Raw genomic sequence first — 21316 nt, 5'->3', positions numbered from 1 at the left:
GTGATACACACAGACTTCATCGAGTGGTTCATTCCACCGGCTTATACTCTAGCATTATATCATATTTATTACCGTACTTACAAAACATTACATATCTTGTCGGTACTCTGCTAACTGCTTGCGGAACGCACGAGGAAAATATGACGTTATTTCGCTAGTGTACCTTATAATTTATGTGATAAAATCACAATATAAAGAATACTACTACGATATATTTCATACTATTCTCTATACGCTTTACGTGTGAAAGGACGTGTTACAATGAATTCATCTGCTTCGGCCTACAGCAGTCGGGCACCGCAGGAAACACCGAATCGATTTTTAACGTATTTTCCGGGACTGTGTCACCTTATGAATGATACAGCCCAGGGATCACTGGCTGCTTTGTTGCCACTCTTCATGACACTTTACGGTTTAAACTATGAAAAAGCAGCTGCTATTATGTTTGCCAACACAGCACTTGCTTCTGTGGCGCAGCCGCTCTTCGGTTACTTAGCCGACAAACGTTCTACGCATCTCTTTATTCCCTTGGGCATGGTCATTGCCGGATGCAGTATCGCTGCCCTCGGCTTTGTAGACAGTTACATGGCCCTTCTCTTTTTTTCTATGATGGCCGGTATCGGCTCTGCTATTTTCCATCCCGAAGCAGCTCGCTGGGTCAATCGTATTTCCGGACCTCAAAAGGGACGTGCCATGGGGTATTTTTCCGTAGGCGGAAACGGTGGTTTCGCCGTGGGACCTATTCTGGCAGGCATCGCCTACATCGTCGGTCCTCACGGTCTTATCATCTTTGCCGTTCTCACCGTTTCCATGGCATTGATATATCTTGTAATGGCACCACGCCATCGCCAAGCCTCGGTAGCGTCTACCAATGCACAGCGTTTAGCCGATGCCTCTGCCGTAAATGACTGGAAAAGCTTCTTTCGCCTCTTTGTCATTATCGCTGCACGCTCGATTAATTTTGCTGTATTAAATACATTTATTCCTATTTATTGGATTACCCATTTGCAGCAAAGTACGGCATCCGGGAACTTCGCACTGTCGGTGTTCTTCTTCCTCGGTACCATAGTTACTCTCCTCGGTGGGATTCTCTCCGATAAGATTGGTTTTGTAAAAGTCATTCGCTATTGCTACATTCTGTTAGTCCCCATTATGATTGCCTTTACGACCAGTAACTATTACTGGCTTTCCATGGTACTACTCATTCCGCTTAGCGTTGGCGTTTTTGCACAGTACAGCCCTATCGTCGTATTAGGTCAGCAGTACCTTGCCAAAAGTATTGGCTTTGCCTCCGGCATTACCTTGGGGCTCGGCATTACCCTAGGTGGTATGGTTGCTCCGCTTGTGGGAAAGGCTGCCGACATCTACGGCTTGCAAACGGCTTGGCTCTGCCTTAACGTAGTCTGTGTAATTGCTTTGCTGTTTAGTTATCTCATAAAAGATACTTCCGCTCCTACCGTTAAATAGTTTAAGTAAGTAATCCGAGTAAATGACCGGAGTAAATAATCCATACAAATAATTTAGCTTACTACCATGGGTAAATACCTGTTGGTGTTTACCTATTTCATACTATAATCAAAAAAGGCTTCGTTCTCCGCATATACAGAGACCGAAGCCTTTTTATATTCTATTTCTATAAATCAAATGCCCCTACTGTCATAAGCTATAGCCAAAAGAAGTATCTTCCATGCTATCACACTATGTCGCCGCTATATATCCTTACGATGATAGCATACGATACACAATTCGCAACAGCGTCACTATAGCTGCCAGTCCGGCAATAATACCAAAGCCGATAAGGAAAATACTGCCAAAGAAAACAACAATCGCTAATACTATACATACGACCAGCGCTAAGATAAGTTTTCCCTTCCACCCCAGCGAAGACCATGTATATACCTTAATGCCGGGCATCCCTGTGCCTTGTGAAAAACGCCCCTCAGTAAACGGATTTCCTTCGGAATTCATGTCGGATCCCTTTGTTTCTTGTCCATCTTCATCGATAGTCATGCCTTGAAAACTACGGCGTTCCTCGTCCGTTAATACCGTAGTAATACGCGGGCGTTCCTGTCTATTTGTTTCGTCCATAGTTATCACTCCTATCAGTTTGGCTATTGTTATATTAGTCCTTCAAATACTTTTGAAGCAACTGATTTACCATTCCCGGATTAGCACGTCCCTTGCTAGCCTTCATAACTTGACCAACCAAGAAGCCGATAGCTTTACCGTTACCACTCTTCACATCTTCTACAGGTTTTGGATTATCTGCGATAACCTGTTTTACGATTTCTTCGATAGCACCGGTATCGGTAATTTGTACAAGGCCCTGTTCCTCAACGATAACATCCGCCTTTTTACCGGTATCCCACATGCCAACAATTACTTTCTTAGCAATTTTACCGGAAATCGTTCCTTTATTAATCAGCGCAATCATCCCTGCCAGCATATCCGGTGTTACCGGTGCTTTATCAAAGGTTAGATTGTTTTCGTTAACCATCTTGGACAAATCACCGAGCATCCAGTTCGCTGCTGTTTTAGCATCAGCCCCTGCTTTTACGGTCGCATCCAAGTAGTCGGCCGTTTCGCGAAGAGCCGTCAATATACGACTGTCTTCATCGTTTAAGCCATATTCTTTCATAAAGCGAGCCTGCTTAGCGTCCGGCAATTCCGGTAAGCTTTGACGGGCCGCTTCTACCTGTTCCGGCGATACAACAATCGGTACCAAATCCGGTTCCGGGAAGTAACGGTAATCGTTTTCTTTTTCTTTTTTACGCATAGATAAAGTCATGCCCTTACTATCATCCCAGGTACGCGTTTCCTGAACGATAGCTTCACCGTCTTCCAAAGCTTCTGCTTGACGAAGTGCTTCGTATTCAATCCCTTTTTGTAACGCTGTAAGGGAGTTCATATTTTTAATTTCTGTTTTGGTGCCTAATTTTTCTTCCCCCATGAGTCGGATAGAAATATTGGCATCACAACGGAGACTGCCTTCTTCCATGCGTACATCGGATACGTCCAAGTATTTTAAAATGGAACGTAATTTTTCTACATACGCACGCGCTTCTTCACCGGAGCGAATATCCGGTTCGGATACGATTTCCAAAAGTGGCACACCGGTACGATTGTAGTCTACATTAGAGGAGTCGGACGTACTGATAGTACTACCACTATGTACCAACTTACCGGCATCTTCTTCCATGTGAATACGGGTGATACGAATTCGTTTCGTTTCTCCTCCTACTTCAATATCCAAATGACCGTTTAAACAAATCGGCAGATCATACTGTGAAGTTTGGAAATTTTTCGGCAAGTCAGGATAGTAATAATTTTTACGGTCAAATTTACTGAACGGTAAAATATCGCAATTCAATGCCAAACCTACTTTAATGGCATATTCTAATACTTTTTCATTAAGAACTGGCAACACACCGGGTAAACCCAAGCACACCGGACATACGTGGGTGTTTTGGTCGCCGCCGAATTCCGTAGTACAACCGCAGAAAATTTTAGATTTAGTTTTTAACTCCGTATGGACCTCGAGGCCTACGACTGTTTCATATTTCATAGAGTTACCTCCCCGATAGGTGCGATTTTATTGCATTCCGGTCGTTCCTGTTCAAAGCTATAGGCAGCTCTGAGCAATACTTCTTCACCCATAGTCGGTGCCAACAGCTGCATGCCGATAGGCATACCGTTGGAGCCGAAGCCTGCCGGTACACTAATGCCCGGGATGCCGGCTAAGTTAACCGGTACAGTACAAATATCTTCTAAATACATGGACAACGGATCATCCGTCTTTTCTCCAAATTTGAAAGCTGTATTCGGTGCCGTCGGCGTTAAGAGAACATCCACCTGTTCAAAGGCACTGTCAAATTCATTTTTGATAAGACGACGTGCTTTCAAGGCCTTCAAATAATAGGCATCATAATAGCCGGAGCTAAGTACATAGGTACCGAGCAAGATACGGCGTTGTACTTCGTCACCGAAACCGGCCGTTCTCGTTTTTGTCGACATTTCCACCAAGTTATCCGCATCCACACGCATACCAAAACTTACGCCGTCATAACGGGCTAAGTTCGAGCTGGCTTCTGCCAATGCAATAATATAGTACGCAGACAATGCATATTTAGAAGTAGGCAAGCTGACTTCTACAATCTCTGCCCCCATCTTACGATATGTATCGGCCGCTTCTTCAATTACCTTACGCACATCTGCATTAAGACCGTCACCGAAAAATTCTTTCGGCATACCGATACGAAGACCTTTTACATCGCGTACCAAGGATTTTGTGTAATCCGGTCGTTCACCGGCAATTGATGTAGAGTCGCGATGGTCATGACCGGCAATAGCATTAAGTACAATAGCCGCATCAGTTACATCTCTTGTCAACGGTCCAATCTGATCCAACGACGACGCGAAAGCAATCAAGCCATAGCGAGAAATATTACCGTATGTCGGTTTCAAACCGACTACACCACAATAGGATCCCGGCTGACGAATGGATCCGCCTGTATCGGAGCCTAGACTCCACACTGCACTGCCACTGGCTACCGCCGCTGCACTACCGCCGGAAGATCCACCCGGTACATAGTCTGCATTCCATGGATTGCTGGTTTTTGCCAATGCCGAATTTTCGGTAGAGCCGCCCATAGCAAATTCATCCATGTTTAATTTTCCCAAGCTAACAAAATCTTGGGATTGCAATTTTTCAATAACCGTTGCATTGTACGGAGGAACAAAATTTTCCAGCATTTTAGATGCACAAGTAGCTCGTTGTCCCTGAATGCAAATATTATCTTTAACAGCCCCCGGAATACCGGCCAACATGGAAATTTCTTCACCGGCTGCAATTTTCTTGTCCACGGCTTCTGCCGTCGCCAATGCTTCTTCGTGAGAATCCGACAAATAGGCGTGAACGGTAGGCTCTACCTTTTCTTTATGAGCAATAACCGCCTTCGTCAATTCGACAGCGGATAATTCTTTTGCCATCAATTTAGCATGAAGTTCATGAATTGTCACAGTTCTTCCTCCTACTCTTGAATTACACGCGGTACTTTGAAATACCCGTTATCTTCTTCAGGAGCATTTTGTAAGGCCAGCTTACGATCAAGCGACGGCTTTACTTCGTCCTTACGGAATACGTTTTGCACCTGTACGGCATGTGCCATCGGTTCGACATCCGTTAAATCGAGTTCTTCCAACTCTTCCACATATTGTAATACATCGTTAAGCGCCTTTTCCATTTGTGCCATTCGTTCTTCCGGCACTTCAAGACGCGATAGGAGTGCAATATTTTTTATTTCCTCGCGGTTGATTTTCATAGGTCCACTTCCTTTCATTGTTACATTATAGCAAAAAGAAAGCGTTTAATCACGCCATCCCGCAATAAGTGCGAGAAATTCTTCTTCGTTGATAACTCTGATGCCTAATTCGTTGGCTTTGGCTAGTTTACTGCCACTGTCTTCACCGGCTATGACCAGCGTTGTCTTCTTACTTACGGAGCCTGTAATCTTAGCGCCGTGATCACTTAAAATTTTACCTGCTTCACTGCGACCCATAGAGGCCAGCTTACCGGTGAGTACAATAATTTCTCCGGCTAATTCATCTCCGCCCGGTTCGGTTTTCTCTTCCGTCATCACCACACCGGCCGCTGCCAGACCTTCAATCAACGCCATATTATGCTCATCGTTTAAATACCCGATAATGCTGTCTGCCATTGTCGGTCCTATTTCGGCCACCGCCGTCAACTCTTCAAAGGTTGCCACTTTAAGGGCTTCCATACTCGGAAAGTGCGCCGCAATGGTTTGCCCCGCTTTGGCACCGATAAGTCGGATACCCAACGCGAACAACACCCGTCCCAAGCCGCGGGATTTGGAATCTTCAATAGCTTTCAAAAGATTTTGTGCCGACTTCGTGCCCATTCTCTCCATCGTCACTAGCTGTTCTTCCGTAAGGTGATACAAATCAACCACGGTTGTTATCAAGCGATATCGAATTAGACTTTCTACGATACTCGGTCCCAAGCCATCAATATTCATCGCATCCCGTGAAGCAAAGTGAATAATTTTTTCTTTTTCAATCGCCGGACAATGCGGATTGGTACAACGTACCGCTACTTCATCATCCTTGCGTGCCGTTGGCGATTCACATACGGGACACTGCGAAGGCATCATGAAAACCTTCTCTTTACCGGTGCGTTTGTCTTTCAGAACACGGATGACCTCCGGAATGATTTCTGCTGCTTTATGTACCAACACATGATCGCCAATACGGATGTCCTTTTCCTTAATAAAATCCTCATTGTGTAATGTAGCTCTTGCCACATTTGTGCCGGATACAAATACCGGTTTTAATTCTGCCGTCGGTGTCAATACTCCCGTGCGTCCTACGTTTAAGGTAATATCCTCCACAATCGTTTCCACTTCTTCCGGCGGATACTTATATGCCGTAGCCCAACGCGGATCTTTTACCGTAGCTCCCAATATGTCTTGATCGGCAAAGTCATTCACTTTTATAACCATTCCGTCCGTGTCATAGGGCAGTTGATGACGTGCTTCATCCCAATACTTAATTTGTGCAATCACTTCATCAATCGAATCACACAGCTTATAATTTTCATTCACATGGAATCGATATGTCTCCAAGGTAGCCAGCAACTCCGCTTGGCTATGAATCGGGCTATCCTCCACGGCACCGATAGCATACGCAAAAAAATCTAGATTACGATCTGCCGTAATAGCCGGATCTTGTTGCCGCAAGGAGCCTGCCGCTGCATTCCGAGGATTTACAAATACAGGTAGACCTTCTTCATCACGAGCTTCATTGATTCGTTTAAACTCCTTATGTGGCATATAGGCTTCACCACGAATTTCAATATACGGCGGTGCCTCTTCGATAAACAGAGGAATGGATTGAATCGTACGTACATTGGCCGTAACATCTTCACCTACTCGTCCGTCGCCTCGTGTGACCGCCTGGACAAGCACGCCATTTTCATAATGCAAATTAACCGCTAAGCCATCAATTTTTAATTCCACCACATATGTCGGACGATGTCCCAACTCACGCGTAACGCGTTCGTCAAAAGCTCTCACTTCTGCTTCATTAAACACATTGCCCAAACTGAGCATCGGTCGTCCGTGAGGCACCTTAGGAAAATCGCCTTCTACCTTTGCTCCTACGCGCTGCGTCGGCGAATAGGGGGTAATGTATTCAGGATGTGCTGTTTCAAGATCTACTAACTCTCGATATAATTTATCATATTCATAGTCCTGTAATACCGGCGCGTTCTTTACATAATATAAATAGGCATGATGTGCCAGCTCTTTTTGTAAGGTATGAATGGTAAGAGCTATATCATTTTCTTTCGTTGCCATGATTTACTCCTCTGTCTACTCGCACTCCAATCTATGCTATAGTACCAAGCTATTTACGTTTATTTCCTAAAGCATGTATCGAGAGTGAGCAATGATTAAAAAGTTTTATTCTTCCAATCGTTTAATCGGCGCAAATTTCGCCATCAAAATGCGAATTCCTTGTGTAGGAAATTCTATTTTTAGTTTCAAACCGGCACCTTCACCTTGTAATGCCAACACCTTGCCTTTACCCCACTTCGTATGCATGGCTACATCACCGACCTGCCAATTTTCTACCTGTGGATTACGCACAATCGGTTTGGTCACCGGTCGTGACATAACAGACATATGCGGTGGTATACGACGTTCTGTCATTTCCGGACGCTTTGCCTTCGCCCGCAGCTCTTCAATGAGCTCCTGCGGTATTTCCTTTAAAAAGCGCGATGGCAAATAGCCTGCCGTCTTACCGAATACAGTGCGTGTGGTCGCATTGGATACATATAACTCGCGTTCTGCCCGTGTAATTCCCACATAACAAAGCCGTCGTTCTTCTTCAATCTCTTCGGGATTCATAAGCGTACGGCTGTGGGGAAATAATCCTTCTTCGAGACCGGCCAAGAAAACAACAGGAAATTCCAGCCCTTTTGCCGAGTGAAGAGTCATCAACGTTACTTTTGAGTCTACTTGTTCAAAGGAATCCACATCATTCACCAGTGCTACCTGCTCTAAAAAGTCTTGCACTGTCCCAGTTGGATTAGCATCCATAAATTCCTTGGCCACCGACAGTAATTCACCGATATTTTCGATGCGCGCTTCGTCTTGCGGATCTGTACTGTCTTCCAATTCCTTCATGTAACCGGTTTGATCCAAAATCGCTTCCAACAATTCCAGTACGTTCATCTCATTCATGGAAGCCACCAAGCCGAAAATCAGTACGCCGAACTCTTCCAACCGTTCCTTTGTCTTTCCCTTTATCGTAGGGATATTGTGTAACTGCGTCAGCGTCATAAATAAGGAGCTTCCCGTATCTTGTGCATAGCTTTGTAGCTTGCTAACAGTGGTTGCTCCGATACTTCGTTTCGGCACGTTAATAATACGCAATAAACTCAAATCATCGAAAGGATTAAAGAGTACCTTTAAATATGCCAAGACATCTTTGATTTCCTTGCGATCGTAGAATTTGGTCCCCCCTACCATAGTGTAAGGAATCGCTCGTTTGATCAAACCTTCTTCCAATACGCGCGATTGCGCATTAGTACGATATAGAATGGCCATATCCCCGTAAGGTACGTTGTTTAACTCATGCTGTTTGTACATAGTCTCACTGATAAAAGCCGCTTCTTCTCGTTCGCTTTGTGCCGTAAAGTGTTTAATCTTTACGCCATCTTCTTGTTCGGTCCACAGATTTTTTTCCGGGCGACCTTCATTATTATCAATAACCGCATTGGCTGCCTCCAAAATCGTCTTGGTTGACCGATAGTTTTGTTCTAATTTAATAGTCGTGCATTGCGGATAATCTTTTTCAAAGTCTAAAATATTTTGAATATCCGCTCCGCGCCAAGCATAAATACTCTGGTCCGCATCACCGACAACGCATATATTATTCCACTGTGAAGCCAACAAACGCGCCAACACATATTGTGCATGGTTCGTATCTTGATATTCATCAATCATGATATAACGGAAGCGATGACTGTATTTATCCTGTACCGATGCATTAGTTTGTAGCAGCTTAACCGCAACCAGCAGCAAATCATCAAAATCAAGAGCATTGTTCTTGCGTAGCTCCCGTTCATAGTATTCATATACATCCGCCACTTTTTGCGCATAGAAATCCTTGGCGGTACGTCTGAATTCGGATGCAAATAATAAACGGTTCTTCGCATCTGAAATGTGTGACTGCATGGCACCTACCGGATAATACTTGTCATCTAAATTCAACGCCTTTAACGCTGCTTTTATCACTACCTGCGAATCACCGGTATCATAAATAGTAAAATTTTTACTGTATCCTAAATAATTATCCAGCTCAAACCGTAATAGCTTGGCACAAAACGAATGAAACGTACTTAACCAAATTCTATCGGCTACCGGTCCTACCAAATCTTCTACACGGCTTTTCATTTCTTTGGCTGCTTTATTGGTAAACGTAATTGCCAAAATCTCAAAAGGGCTAACTCCTTTATCCAATAAATGTGCGATACGGTATGTAAGCACTCGTGTTTTTCCCGAACCGGCACCGGCTACGATAAGTAACGGGCCTTCCGTGGTTTCCACAGCTATGCGCTGTTCTTTATTCAATCCATCCAGTAACGTCTCCATACCCATCCTTTCTTAATTATGGCCCCTCAGGAATTGTCACCTAACATCCATCTGTAATATATACATCGTCATCACCAACGCCCAAGAAGGCCATACAATAACAAAAACGTTGCAATACGCAACGTTTTTGTCTGTCTATCATCCTGTCTTATTTCATTGCGCCCAAAATCGGAGGTACAATCTGTTTTTTACGGGATAATGTTTTTTCAAGGAATACTTCCTGTTCTTTTGGTTCTTGACTGAAAGCAGCTTTAACCACACCGTCTACATCACCGGCATACAGTAAGTTGGTACTTTCCTTCAAGATATCCGTTACCATGATGTACGAAGCAGCATATCCGTTACTAGTCCGCAATTCTTCCAAGGCTTTTAATAAATCAGCTTTACGCTTCAACACATCGGCAGCATCCATGGTAGTCAACTGACCGATACTAATAACCTGACCATTGGCAGTAAATTCTTTCATATCCGTGCGAACGATTTTTTCATCGGAGAAATCAGACACATCCGCACCGGCTTTTAACATTTCAAGGCCATAGGCTTCCAAGTCAACACCGGCAATTTCTGCCAAGCGCTTAGCCGTTTCCACATCCTTCGGAGTACAGGTAGGCGAACGGAAAAGTACGGTATCGGAAATGATGGCCGACAACAAGAGACCTGCAATCTGCTGCGGAATTTCCTGATTGTACTGCCAGTACATGTTGGCAACAATTGTACAGGAGCAACCTACCGGTTCATAGTGGATAAAAATCGGATTTTCCGTCGTCAAACCACCAATACGGTGATGATCGATGTTTTCGATGATTTCCGCATCTTCGATGTCATCGATAATCTGAACCTTTTCATTATGGTCAATCAGGATTACCTTCTGTTTGTCCTTCGGGGCTTCCACGCCGGCACGTACCATCCCCAGATACGTATCACCATCAACTACGGGATATGCACCGGTATGACCGCGATCAAATTCACGAAGCTTTAAGTCAGGAGAAATAATCTGGCATTTTGTCGCCGAAGCAATGTCGCCCGCCTTAGCTGCGCCTTTACCTTCCCAGGCATTTTCCAACGCATCGATTAATTTTTTCGGCATGATAAGGCCAATGTACTTACCATCCTTTACTACCGGAATACGATTCATATCGTGTTCGCGACGCCAAGCCAATACTGCTTTCAAATCTGCGTCGGCATCAACGGCCGGTACTGCTTCCATCACATCTTTAATGCGAACAGCAAAGCTCGTTACAATTTCCGGATGTTCCACACCAAAATAATTTAAAACAAATGTGGTTTCTTTATTTGCCGGACCCGCGCAAATAGCTCTTGCCGGAATTCCTAACTGATTTTTTAAATTTGCATAGCCCAATGCGGAACAGAACGAATCTGTATCAGGGCTTTTATGACCGGTTACAATAACCTTTTCACTCATGTGTATCACCTCGTTATAAACTGTTGAACCGATTGGTTTTGTGTCTTTCATATTATACCATAAACAGATTACCTATAACATACCTTATATAACAAAACAGGTGGGATTTTATTAATTAAATCCCACCTGTTTTACAAACTACGATTTATTTTTTCTTACCGAAGCCAAGCTTTTCAATCATAATGAAGAGCATTGGAATAACAAAGATACCAAATGCTGTTGCCGCGGTCATACCGGCAACTACGGTAATCCCCATCGATACGCGAGCACCCGCACCAGCACCGGAAGAAATAGCCAGCGGTATACATCCGAGAATAAATGCCAAGGAGGTCATCAAAATCGGACGAAGACGAATCTTTGCAGCCTCGATAGCTGCATCGACAATACGCATACCACGTTCTTCCACACGAATCTTAGCATATTCGATAATCAAAATAGCATTTTTAGCAGCCAACCCAACCAATGTTAACAAGCCAATCTGCAGATAAATATCATTAGCCAAGTTGTATCGTCCCGTAAAGTTTAAGAGATATGGTACCAGCGCAGCACCCATAATCCCCGAGGGAATAGAGAAGAGTACAGCGAACGGCACCTTCCATGATTCATACAAAGCAGCCAATACTAAGAATACGAAGATAATCCCCATACCCAAAATAAGAATTGTTTGGGAACCGGATTTAACTTCCTCACGTGATTGATCGGCCCAGTCATACGTATACCCTTGTGGTAAAGTCACTGCCGCTGCTGCTTTCAACGCATTGATAGCATCACCGGAGCTGTAGCCTTGATTCTGTGATCCCCCGATTTTAACAGCCGGATAGTTGTTAAAGCGAGTAATCGTCGCAGCCGATGTTGTCGGCTTAGGCATAATATACGTATCAACCGATACCATATTGCCGGCGCTATTGCGCACATAGATGAAATGATTCATTTCCGGCGAAACGCGATATTTTTCATCCGCCTGAATCATTACCTTATAGTTTTTACCAAACTCATTAAAATCATTTACCTGAATACCACCATAGAAGCCCTGTAACGCCGTGTAAATATCGGCCACCGATACACCATCGCGGGCAGCTTTATCGCGGTTAACATCAAAGTTATATGTCGGCGTAGAATCGTTATAGGTTGTATACACCGAAGCAAACACCGGACTCTTGCGCGCTTCTGCCAAGAAGGAATTGGCCACTGTCATCATCTTCGCCGGTGAATCACCAACCTTATTTACAAGATACATCGTGAAACCGCCGGAACTGCCTAGCCCCGGAATTGGTGGTGGATTCAAAGCCAAAATTGTTGCCTGCGGTTCATGCGCCGCAAAGCCAAACACTTTACCGATTTTTGCTTCTACACCTTGCGTTGGACCTTTACGGTGACTCCAATCAGCTAAGGTGGCAAACATAACGCCAGAGCTGGATTGCTGTGCGTTGGACAAGATATCAAAGCCTGATACGCCGGCAACTTCCGTAATATCCGAATCATTCTGTAAGAAGTTGCTTACATCCTGAATCACCTGCATAGTACGGCTGGACGAAGCCCCCGGCGGCAGATTAATAGCCATCATGAAGTAACCGTTATCTTCAGCCGGCACGAAGGAAGTCGGCAAGACACGGAATACACCTGCTGCAATTGCTACGAAAGCAATCAATGCCAACACCGTGAGCCATAATTTACGAGCTAATTTAGCCAACTGGAAGCCATACCAGTCACTGAAACGTTCCAGCAATTCATTGAAGCGATCCAATGTTCTAGATAGCCAATTAGATTGTGCCCCCGGCACATGCGGTTTCAACATAGTCGCACACAAAGCCGGTGTCAATGTCAACGCAATGAAAGCAGAAATAACTACCGACACTGCAATGGTCAAGGCAAACTGCTTATACAGTATCCCTGTCATACCACCCATAAAGGACACCGGTACGAATACGGATACCAATACAAAGGCAATACCTATAACTGGCCCTTGTACATTTTTCATAGCAGCCAAAGCCGCTTCTTTTGGATGAAGACCGTTAACCTTCATTTCATATTCCACGGCTTCAATAACAACGATAGCATCATCGACGACAAGACCGATTGCCAGTACCATAGCAAACAAGGTCAATGTATTAATGGTAAAGTCCAAGACTTCAAATGCCGCAAAGGTACCCAGCAAGGATACCGGCACCGCAATCATCGGGATAATCGTAGACCGCCAAGACTGAAGGAAAATATATACAATCAAGGCAACCAAAATCAACGCTTCTATGAAGGTATGAATAACTTCTTCGATTGACGCCGATACAAACATGGTATTATCAACGATAACGCTGTATTCCATATCAGGCGGTAGGCTCTTTGCCTGTTCTTCCAAGATTTTTTTGATAGCTCCGATTGTTTTAATTGCATTCGCATCATTGGTAAGCGATACGGCAAACACCGCAACCGGTTTGCCATCACTTTTAGCAGTGATACTGTAATCCTTGGAACCCAAATTAATTTTTGCAATATCCCTCAAATGAAGAAGATTGCCGTTTACATCCTTCTTAACAATAATGTTTCCAAATTCCGTAGGACTGATTAAACGTCCCTGTACGGTAATAGGCATCGTACGCTGCTGTTCTATAGGCGTCGGATCGGCACCGATAGTACCTGCCGCCGCCTGTTTATTTTGCGCCTGAATAGCCGAGGTTACATCCGTTACCGTCACGCCCAACTGGGACATTTTTGCCGGATCCAACCAAATACGCATTGCAAAGTCGGAACCAAATTCCTGTACACTACCGACACCGTTTACCGACTTAATTTCATCCATCATATAGTTGGATGCATAGTTCTTTAAGAATGTCTGATCATAGGTACCGTTCGGTGATTTCAACGAAAATACCAAGGCCATATCACCGGTAGATTTTGTCGTGGTTACACCCAATGTCTGTACTTCAGTCGGCAACTGTGCCAACGCACGCTGCACACGGTTTTGTGTATTAACCGTATCCATATCCGCATCGGTGCCTTGGTCAAACTGAACAGTCAATGAATAGGTACCATTACTCGTACTGGTGGATACCATGTAATCCATATTTTGAACACCAATAATCTGACTTTCAATAACCGATGCCACTGTATCACTGACTACTTGCGCCGAAGCCCCCGTATATGCCGCCGATACACGAACTTGCGGTGGTGTAATCTGCGGATATCGAGCAACCGGCAGGGTAAACATAGCCAACAACCCTACCAAGGTAATAATCAATGATATAACAATGGCAAATATCGGTCGGCTAATAAAAAATTTCGACACGATATCCCCCCTATTTATTCACTTCAATTTGTTCTTTAGTAATAGCATGCGCATTGACCTTCATGCCGGTACGCACCTTGGTAAGGCCGTCTACGATAACATCCATACCCGGTTTCAAACCACTCTTGACGATGGTATATACGCCCTGTGTGCCACCGGTTTCTACCGGTACCTGTTCAACCATGCCGTTTTCGCCTACCACCATTACAAAGCTCTTATCCAATACCTGAACCAAAGCCTTCGTCGGAACCAGGATCGCATCTTTGATAATATCCCCCGGAGAAATAACCGTAGCATACATATTCGGCAACAATAAATTGTCATTATTCGGGAAGGAAGCCTTGAGTACGAGCTTACCGGTGCCGTTATCCAATGTTTTGGCCGCCTGCACCAGCGTGCCCGTAAACGGATACATAGTACCGTCTGCCAGACGAAGCTGTAAATCCTTGGTGGCATCTAATGCTTTCATATCCTTGTTCTTCATAAAATCAAGGTATTCGGATTCGCTCATGCTAAACTGAACAAAAATCGGATTGGTAGAATCGATGGTAACCAATGTAGTCTGACCTGCCGTAACATAAGTACCTAAGTCCACATCATCCATTTTAAGCGTACCGTCATACGGTGCATATACTACTGTGTCCTCCACATTGTCCTGGGCAATGCGAATCGCTGCTTGATTTGCTTCATAAGCCGCCTTGTTTTGCTCTGCCACGCTGGCCTGTGTGTCTACCGTCTGGCGAGCAATCGCATCTTGACTGGCCAATTGTTCGTAACGCTGTAAATCACGCTGTGCATTTTGGTAGGCTGCATTCGAGCGAGCAGCTGTTGCCTGTGCACTGGCCAAATCTGCTTCATATTGACGTGAGTCCAAACGATACAAAGGCTGTCCCTTAGTTACATATTGACCACCTTTAACATACTTTTCTACCACATGACCGGATACACGAGCATGTACCGCCACGGAATTCTGTGCGATTACCGTACCATTAAAGGACTCCGGTATTTGCGTATCGGACGCTGCTATTTTAAAGGTATTGACGTCCACCTCACCTTGCTGCTGTTGACCCTTGCCACAGCCTGCCAACGCGAGCATAACCGCCAAAAACGCGGCCACTACTCCGAAATAACGAAATTTTTTCATGCGTTATCTGCTCCCTCGTTTAAAATACCACGTAATAAAATATCAATTGCTTCCGGTAAAACATGCAGGCACTCTTCCGGATTACGTTTGTTGTCGTACACAATTGATCGTGCGATTCCCCGCAACATCATGATGAGAACACCAATATCGATATTCTTAATAACTCCTATCTGTTTCTGTGTTTCCAAATAGGCCTGTAGCTGATCCCAGTCCTTGTCAAAGGTGGCCATAGCTTGATCGACAAGATATGGGATGGAATTGAACATTTCACGGAAATGATCTCCGTTCAGGGTATTGTACAAATCCGATTTAACAGAAAAATACTGCTTCAGCTTTTGGGCGCACGTTAACTGCTCATCCGCTAAAATAGCCTGATGCTGCTCATAAAAATCCCGGGCTTTTTCCGATAAAATTCTTTCCAAAATTTCATTTTTAGAGAGAAAGTTTTCATATAGTGTTCGTTTACTAATATTCAAACGCCGCGCTAAATCCTCCATTCGGAATGATGATCCATGTAGCCGAATTTCCTCAGTAGCAGCTGCTAAAATACTGTCCTTCATCCTCTCCTCCAATCTAACCAAACTAATTACTCAGATACAACAACTTACCCTGTCTGAAAACTTAACAGAAAACTCCAGTACCATTCCTTAGTTTAGCTAAAAAGCCAGTAAATGTCAACTTTTTTGGTAGGTGTGTCCAGCTTCCTATCTCTACACCAGTCATATATCTGAATTTTTATTTTCCGGCATGAATACTATCTTTTTATACACTTACATAGTTTCTCCTTTTATGCTATACTACGTAAGAATTATAAATACTATATCATGAGTTGTTATTCACAGATATTACGGGAGTTTGTTATGCGAATTGATTTACTGCGACCGGTATGGCATCCATTAACTTGGCTCGCATTTATAGCGTTACCTTTTATAGGACCGCATTTACCATTATACTTTGGTTGGGAGAGTGGCCCTTTCGAACTGTTTCAAGCGTTTATCTTATTTATCGGCGGCTGTATGTCCTTATATATTGTCTTTCGTCCCAAACCGGATATTTCTCTCTCTTTAGCCAATGCTGTGCCCAAGGCCCTTCTTCTGGCAATTACATTTATCTGGTGGTTTATGTGCCTTAGAGAGCTAAGTTGGGGCGCTGTTTTCTTGTCCCCTCTTGGTTTTGATCCTATTGAAGGATATAAATTTTCAGCTCATGAGCAATTACCTTACTATACCGCAATTCATATTGTCTGCGGCATCCTGGCCTTTTTTTCCTTCTTGGCCATAATACGTTGCCGCTACTATTTACTGGCCTATTGGAAAGTACGACGCTTCCCCTTGCCGGAAGTTATACTGGCCATTGTTATGCAGCTGTTTGCCACTACGGCCGAAGGTCATTTATTACCATTGGGTTCTCCTCCCCAAATTGTTAAAGAATGGTGTGAACTCTTATCGTATCTTAGTTTACTTGTAGGTCAAATTATTTTTTTATTTAATCGCCGTTAACGTTATCTGTATTATAACATTTATATTATACGCAAACAGGCTGTGATGCATCCTTGCATCACAGCCTGTTTTATGTATTATTAACACCTTATATATTTTTAATTTCTTAGTGCATTTACTCATTTGCCCCCGCGAAGCAACTCAATCATTGCTTTACGATCGTCAGCTCCGAACACGGCCGACCCGGCTACCAAAATATCAGCCCCTGCATTACGTACGGCTTCTACGGTTTTAGCGTTAACGCCACCGTCAACTTCTACTACCGCGTCTTTATTGCCTACAAATTCCAATAAATTTTTCGCCTTTTGAATTTTACGCACTGCATGAGGAATAAAGGATTGTCCCCCAAAGCCGGGATTTACACTCATAACGAGTATCATATCCAAATCAGCTGCTATATCTTCCAATACAGCTACCGGTGTAGACGGATTCAGAGATATTCCCGCTTTCATACCATGTTCCTTGATTGTCTGTATCAATCGATGCATATGTGCTGTTGCTTCGGCATGAAATGTAAAATATTCTACGCCGATAGTAGCGAAACTTTCTACATAATCTTCCGGGTTCGTTACCATCAGATGAACATCAAAAGGTAATGCCGTATGTGCTCGAAGTGCTTGTACCACCGGAGCGCCAAATGTCAAATTCGGTACAAAATGGCCATCCATTACATCTATATGAAGCAAATCAGCGCCCGCTTCTTCTATCTCTTTTATTTCGACAGCCAACTTCGAAAAATCAGCCGACAACATTGACGGAGCAATTTTTACCATACTATCACCTTTTCCTTTGACTTACAATTTCTTCTCGAATCGCTAAGTACGAAGCATATCTTTCTTTATGGATTATTCCGCTTTCTACCGCTTCTTTTACTGTACACACCGGTTCATGCTCATGGTAGCACGGACTGAATTTGCATCCATCCTCATAGGTCATAAACTCGGGATACAGCGAAGTCAATCGCTCCAGACTAATATCGCTGAAGTCAATGGCACTGAAGCCCGGCGTGTCCATAATAAACGAGTGATCGTTCAACGCATATAATGACGCGTGACGCGTCGTATGACGTCCCCGCTTTATTTTATCACTGACTTCACCAGTCTGAAAAGCAAAATTAGGTTCCACCGCATTGAGCAAGCTACTCTTGCCGACGCCGGATGGTCCTGCGAAGGCACTGACATGACCATCAAGTATAGTGCGCAATGTATCGATGCCTTCGCCGGTATACGTCGATGTCATAACTACCGTATATCCTACTTTTTGGTAACGCTCTACAATCTCTGCCGTTGTTTCATCTGCCAAATCGCTTTTATTGACACATAGTACTAAAGGAATATCTGCATGTTCAATCATAACGAGCAATTTATCCAGTAGCAAACTATTAATATCCGGCGCATGAGCTGCCACCACTAATACTACCTGATCGATATTGGCAATATGCGGCCTTTTTAACTCATTGCGCCGCGGCAGAATATTTTCAATGGTACCTTCATTGCCATAGATGACACGATCACCCACCAGGAGTGAGTAACGCCCCTTTTTGAGGCGTCCTCGCACCTTACATTCTGTGATAGTACCGTCCTCACCTTGCACATAGAAGTAACCATTCATGTTTTTTACTACTATTCCGGTTTTCATAAACCTCCTACAATGCTTGATCTTGAATTAATGCACCATCTAAGTATACCTGAACACGTACCTTACCAACGCCGGATACGTCCTTATCTACACGGTCGCCCGGATGGTTTACTCCATCATAAATTGTCTTTGATCCATTATCATCGACAACTACAATACGTACCTTTTGATTTTGTTTTCCCGACGGTACGGTCACATTTACGCTACCTTTAGCCGTCTGCGGCGTTGGCTCTGCCGGCTTAGACGCCTCAGTAGCCAATGCTACGGAACTACCGTCATCCACTTTACTGCCCGGCGACGGGGATTGACTGGTAATTACTGCAGTATCATCACCGGATCCACTAATTTGCCCTACTGATAATCCCATGGACGCCAATGCATCTTTGGCATCTTTCAATGTCATTCCCACTACTCTGGGAACCGTTACCGTTTTCGCCTGTATTTTGTTGACTGTAACATCAATAGTGGTTCCCTTGTTAACTTTAGAATTAGCCGGCGGACTTTGCATTAGGATAACACCATCTTCTTTGCTATCATCAGATGCTGTTGTAACCTTGCCCAGTATGAGTCCCATATCTTTTAATTTTGTCCGTGCTTGATCAAGACTCATACCGGTAATATCCGGCATCGTAAGATCTCCCGCGCCTTTACTTACTACGAGATGAATCGTCCGCTGTTCCTTAACCTCTTCGCCGGCTTCCGGACTCTGCGAGATGACCTGCCCCGCCGGTACATCAGAGTTAGTTACTTCACTTACCGATACACGTAAATGGTTATCTTCCAAAATATGTTTTGCCACCGTTACCTGTTTTCCAACTACATTCGGTACCGTTACGGTAGCATTGCTCCAGAAATTGCCAAAGCTTAAAAAGGCCCATAAAAATGCCAACAAGAAAATCACTACAGATCCTAGCAGAATATACTTTTGCGGCAATCGTGACAGCAGTGCAATAATTGAGCGCTTCTTACTATTTTTTCCTTCACCCTCGTCATCATACAACGGTTCTTCATAAGCCGTAGTGTCCTGTACCGTCGGTAATACTTGCGTTGCGAAATCATGGGGAATCATGCGACCGCTTTTGGAATTGACAAATCCCTGAGACAATCGCAAGTCACTAATCATATCAGTGATAGAATCAAATCGATCCTCCGGATTTTTAGCCAATGCTTTCATAACCGCCCCTTCCAATAAGGGAGGAATACTCGGATTATAACGCATAGGTGAAACTAAGCGTTCGCGCACATGCTTTAAGGCAACACTGATAGGTGTATCTCCTTCATAAGGTACACGACCTGTTAGCATTTCGTATAGTACTACGCCTAGGGAATAAATATCGGTACTTCCGTTGACGGGTTTCCCGCTGGCCTGTTCCGGGGATAAATAATGTGCCGATCCCATAACAGAATTCGTATACATTACAGTATTACTGGCATTCATTGCTCTGGCAATGCCAAAATCAGTTACCTTCACACGTCCCGTCTTAGTAATGAGAACATTATGAGGTTTAATATCGCAATGAACGATACCCATAGCATGTGCATGTTCCAATCCTTCGGCGATAGCAATCGTGAATTTTACCGCATTATCAATAGATAAGCGCTTATGCCGCACTATATATTCCTTAAGTGTTTCTCCCTCTACATATTCCATAACGATGTAATGATAGCCTTGATCATACCCTACATCGTACATACTGACAATATTGGGATGACTCAGCTTACCGGCAGCCTGCGCTTCACGTTTAAACCGGGCCACAAATTCTTCATCGCCTGCAAAATTTTGATGTAAGATTTTAATCGCTACCGGACGGCCCAACAGTCCATCTTCGCCTTTGTAGACATCGGCCATGCCGCCGATTCCGATTTTTTCGAGGATTTTATAGCGATTATCTAAAATAATGCCGCGCATTCTATTATCTGCTTCTTTCATTATTCTATCGCCTCCTACTCAATCGTGCCTACTACAATCGTTACATTATCTTTTGCCCCTGCATCATATACAAGTGCCATTAAATCTTCCAGTAAACGTTCGTCATCTGACTGCTCATTGAACATTGCCTCTATCGTGTCTTGAGGAATATACCCCGTCAGTCCGTCTGAGCAAAGAAGAATTCGATTACCTGATTCAACCGATAGGTGACCACAATCCACATCAACATTAGCACCTACACCGACAGCCCGTGTCAATATATTACGTTGCGGATGCGTTAACATTTCATCGCTTGATAAAGTACCTGCTTCATACAAACTTTGTACCATAGAATGATCCGTGGAAATTTGCACCAAACCATCCTCATCAAATAAATAAAGACGACTATCGCCTACATTGGCCCAGTATAATGTATGATACTGTTCATAGGCAACAACTGCTGTCGTTCCCATTCCCTTCAGTTCAGGTTCCGTAAACACCCGTTCATATACCATTCGATTAGCTTCACTAACAGCATGTTGCAAAGCCTCCTCCGAAGGCATCTTCAACTGGCGTAATGCTTCTGCGATACTATCAATAGCTAGCGTGCTGGCAATTTCCCCGCCTTTATAGCCTCCCATTCCATCAGTGACTATACAAAACGGTCCCTCGATACAAAATCTATCTTCATTTCGTTTTCGCACTAAACCGATTTTACTCATACCAATACACTTCATAGGCTTACC

General features: G+C 43.9%; 16 protein-coding genes. 2 read left to right on the top strand and 14 right to left on the bottom strand.

Annotation, left to right across the window (positions count from 1 at the left end; all coding sequences use genetic code 11):
* Positions 1–261 precede the first annotated feature (261 nt).
* Positions 262–1467 (top strand): MFS transporter, encoded by a 1206-nt coding sequence (locus Q5873_RS03830; protein ID WP_303059320.1) that lies wholly within the window; start codon positions 262–264, stop codon positions 1465–1467.
* Positions 1468–1719: 252 nt separating this feature from the next.
* Here the strand turns inward: Q5873_RS03830 and Q5873_RS03825 are convergent, their stop codons facing one another.
* From Q5873_RS03825 to Q5873_RS03780, 10 genes are all read right to left on the bottom strand, one after another.
* Entirely contained in the window at positions 1720–2088 is a 369-nt protein-coding gene (locus Q5873_RS03825) for a hypothetical protein (protein ID WP_303059319.1), read from the bottom strand.
* A 34-nt stretch (positions 2089–2122) separates the two neighbouring features.
* Positions 2123–3565, bottom strand: a complete 1443-nt coding sequence (gatB, locus tag Q5873_RS03820; protein WP_028256025.1) for an Asp-tRNA(Asn)/Glu-tRNA(Gln) amidotransferase subunit GatB — start codon at positions 3563–3565, stop codon at positions 2123–2125.
* Positions 3562–4989, bottom strand: a complete 1428-nt coding sequence (gatA, locus tag Q5873_RS03815; RefSeq protein WP_038155438.1) for an Asp-tRNA(Asn)/Glu-tRNA(Gln) amidotransferase subunit GatA — start codon at positions 4987–4989, stop codon at positions 3562–3564. The genes gatB and gatA overlap by 4 nt, the downstream gene beginning before the upstream one ends.
* A 41-nt stretch (positions 4990–5030) precedes the next feature.
* Positions 5031–5321 carry an Asp-tRNA(Asn)/Glu-tRNA(Gln) amidotransferase subunit GatC gene (gene gatC / locus Q5873_RS03810; protein WP_028256027.1) on the bottom strand — a complete coding sequence of 97 codons (291 nt, stop codon included), beginning with the start codon at positions 5319–5321 and terminating at the stop codon, positions 5031–5033.
* A 45-nt stretch (positions 5322–5366) separates the two neighbouring features.
* Positions 5367–7376: an NAD-dependent DNA ligase LigA gene (ligA, locus tag Q5873_RS03805; protein ID WP_303059317.1), complete on the bottom strand. Its 2010-nt coding sequence runs from the start codon at positions 7374–7376 to the stop codon at positions 5367–5369.
* Between the two features lie 105 nt (positions 7377–7481).
* On the bottom strand, positions 7482–9677 hold the full coding sequence (pcrA, locus tag Q5873_RS03800; RefSeq protein WP_302227049.1) for a DNA helicase PcrA: 2196 nt from the start codon (positions 9675–9677) through the stop codon (positions 7482–7484).
* Positions 9678–9825: 148 nt separating this feature from the next.
* Positions 9826–11100, bottom strand: a complete 1275-nt coding sequence (locus Q5873_RS03795; RefSeq protein WP_303059315.1) for a manganese-dependent inorganic pyrophosphatase — start codon at positions 11098–11100, stop codon at positions 9826–9828.
* Positions 11101–11245: 145 nt separating this feature from the next.
* Positions 11246–14380: an efflux RND transporter permease subunit gene (locus tag Q5873_RS03790; RefSeq protein WP_303059313.1), complete on the bottom strand. Its 3135-nt coding sequence runs from the start codon at positions 14378–14380 to the stop codon at positions 11246–11248.
* A gap of 10 nt (positions 14381–14390) precedes the next feature.
* On the bottom strand, positions 14391–15524 hold the full coding sequence (locus tag Q5873_RS03785) for an efflux RND transporter periplasmic adaptor subunit (protein WP_028256032.1): 1134 nt from the start codon (positions 15522–15524) through the stop codon (positions 14391–14393).
* Positions 15521–16084: a TetR/AcrR family transcriptional regulator gene (locus Q5873_RS03780; RefSeq protein WP_303059311.1), complete on the bottom strand. Its 564-nt coding sequence runs from the start codon at positions 16082–16084 to the stop codon at positions 15521–15523. Before Q5873_RS03780 ends, Q5873_RS03785 begins: the two co-directional genes overlap by 4 nt.
* A gap of 300 nt (positions 16085–16384) precedes the next feature.
* On the opposite strand from Q5873_RS03780, the gene Q5873_RS03775 reads away from it, so the two are divergent.
* Complete coding sequence (locus tag Q5873_RS03775) at positions 16385–17023, top strand: hypothetical protein (RefSeq protein WP_303059309.1); 639 nt, start codon at positions 16385–16387, stop codon at positions 17021–17023.
* Between the two features lie 119 nt (positions 17024–17142).
* Here the strand turns inward: Q5873_RS03775 and rpe are convergent, their stop codons facing one another.
* From rpe to Q5873_RS03755, 4 genes are read right to left on the bottom strand one after another with little or no spacing between them, the layout of a single operon-like run.
* The gene (rpe, locus tag Q5873_RS03770; RefSeq protein ID WP_303059307.1) at positions 17143–17796 is read right to left on the bottom strand and encodes a ribulose-phosphate 3-epimerase; all 654 of its coding nucleotides are present in this window, start codon (positions 17794–17796) and stop codon (positions 17143–17145) included.
* Between the two features lie 4 nt (positions 17797–17800).
* Entirely contained in the window at positions 17801–18661 is an 861-nt protein-coding gene (gene rsgA, locus Q5873_RS03765) for a ribosome small subunit-dependent GTPase A (RefSeq protein WP_303059305.1), read from the bottom strand.
* 7 nt (positions 18662–18668) lie between these two features.
* Positions 18669–20591 (bottom strand): Stk1 family PASTA domain-containing Ser/Thr kinase, encoded by a 1923-nt coding sequence (pknB, locus tag Q5873_RS03760; RefSeq protein WP_303059303.1) that lies wholly within the window; start codon positions 20589–20591, stop codon positions 18669–18671.
* Between the two features lie 14 nt (positions 20592–20605).
* A complete protein-coding gene (locus tag Q5873_RS03755) occupies positions 20606–21307 on the bottom strand; it encodes a Stp1/IreP family PP2C-type Ser/Thr phosphatase (RefSeq protein ID WP_288301855.1) in 702 nt (233 codons plus the stop codon).
* Positions 21308–21316 lie beyond the last annotated feature (9 nt).

Source organism: Veillonella magna (assembly GCF_959600285.1).
In the GTDB taxonomy this organism is placed as follows: domain Bacteria; phylum Bacillota; class Negativicutes; order Veillonellales; family Veillonellaceae; genus Veillonella_A; species Veillonella_A magna.
This window is presented reverse-complemented; position numbering and strand designations above follow the sequence as displayed.

What these genes read in the sequence shown, in the direction of transcription:
- Q5873_RS03825 (WP_303059319.1), bottom strand. Translation starts at nt 2,088, where the DNA reads ATGGACGAAACAAATAGACAGGAACGCCCGCGTATTACTACGGTATTA.
- Q5873_RS03795 (WP_303059315.1), bottom strand. Translation starts at nt 11,100, where the DNA reads ATGAGTGAAAAGGTTATTGTAACCGGTCATAAAAGCCCTGATACAGAT.
- rsgA (WP_303059305.1), bottom strand. Translation starts at nt 18,661, where the DNA reads ATGAAAACCGGAATAGTAGTAAAAAACATGAATGGTTACTTCTATGTG.
- ligA (WP_303059317.1), bottom strand. Translation starts at nt 7,376, where the DNA reads ATGGCAACGAAAGAAAATGATATAGCTCTTACCATTCATACCTTACAA.
- Q5873_RS03780 (WP_303059311.1), bottom strand. Translation starts at nt 16,084, where the DNA reads ATGAAGGACAGTATTTTAGCAGCTGCTACTGAGGAAATTCGGCTACAT.
- rpe (WP_303059307.1), bottom strand. Translation starts at nt 17,796, where the DNA reads ATGGTAAAAATTGCTCCGTCAATGTTGTCGGCTGATTTTTCGAAGTTG.
- gatC (WP_028256027.1), bottom strand. Translation starts at nt 5,321, where the DNA reads ATGAAAATCAACCGCGAGGAAATAAAAAATATTGCACTCCTATCGCGT.
- Q5873_RS03755 (WP_288301855.1), bottom strand. Translation starts at nt 21,307, where the DNA reads ATGAAGTGTATTGGTATGAGTAAAATCGGTTTAGTGCGAAAACGAAAT.
- pknB (WP_303059303.1), bottom strand. Translation starts at nt 20,591, where the DNA reads ATGAAAGAAGCAGATAATAGAATGCGCGGCATTATTTTAGATAATCGC.
- Q5873_RS03775 (WP_303059309.1), top strand. Translation starts at nt 16,385, where the DNA reads ATGCGAATTGATTTACTGCGACCGGTATGGCATCCATTAACTTGGCTC.
- Q5873_RS03830 (WP_303059320.1), top strand. Translation starts at nt 262, where the DNA reads ATGAATTCATCTGCTTCGGCCTACAGCAGTCGGGCACCGCAGGAAACA.
- gatB (WP_028256025.1), bottom strand. Translation starts at nt 3,565, where the DNA reads ATGAAATATGAAACAGTCGTAGGCCTCGAGGTCCATACGGAGTTAAAA.
- Q5873_RS03785 (WP_028256032.1), bottom strand. Translation starts at nt 15,524, where the DNA reads ATGAAAAAATTTCGTTATTTCGGAGTAGTGGCCGCGTTTTTGGCGGTT.
- pcrA (WP_302227049.1), bottom strand. Translation starts at nt 9,677, where the DNA reads ATGGAGACGTTACTGGATGGATTGAATAAAGAACAGCGCATAGCTGTG.
- gatA (WP_038155438.1), bottom strand. Translation starts at nt 4,989, where the DNA reads ATGGCAAAAGAATTATCCGCTGTCGAATTGACGAAGGCGGTTATTGCT.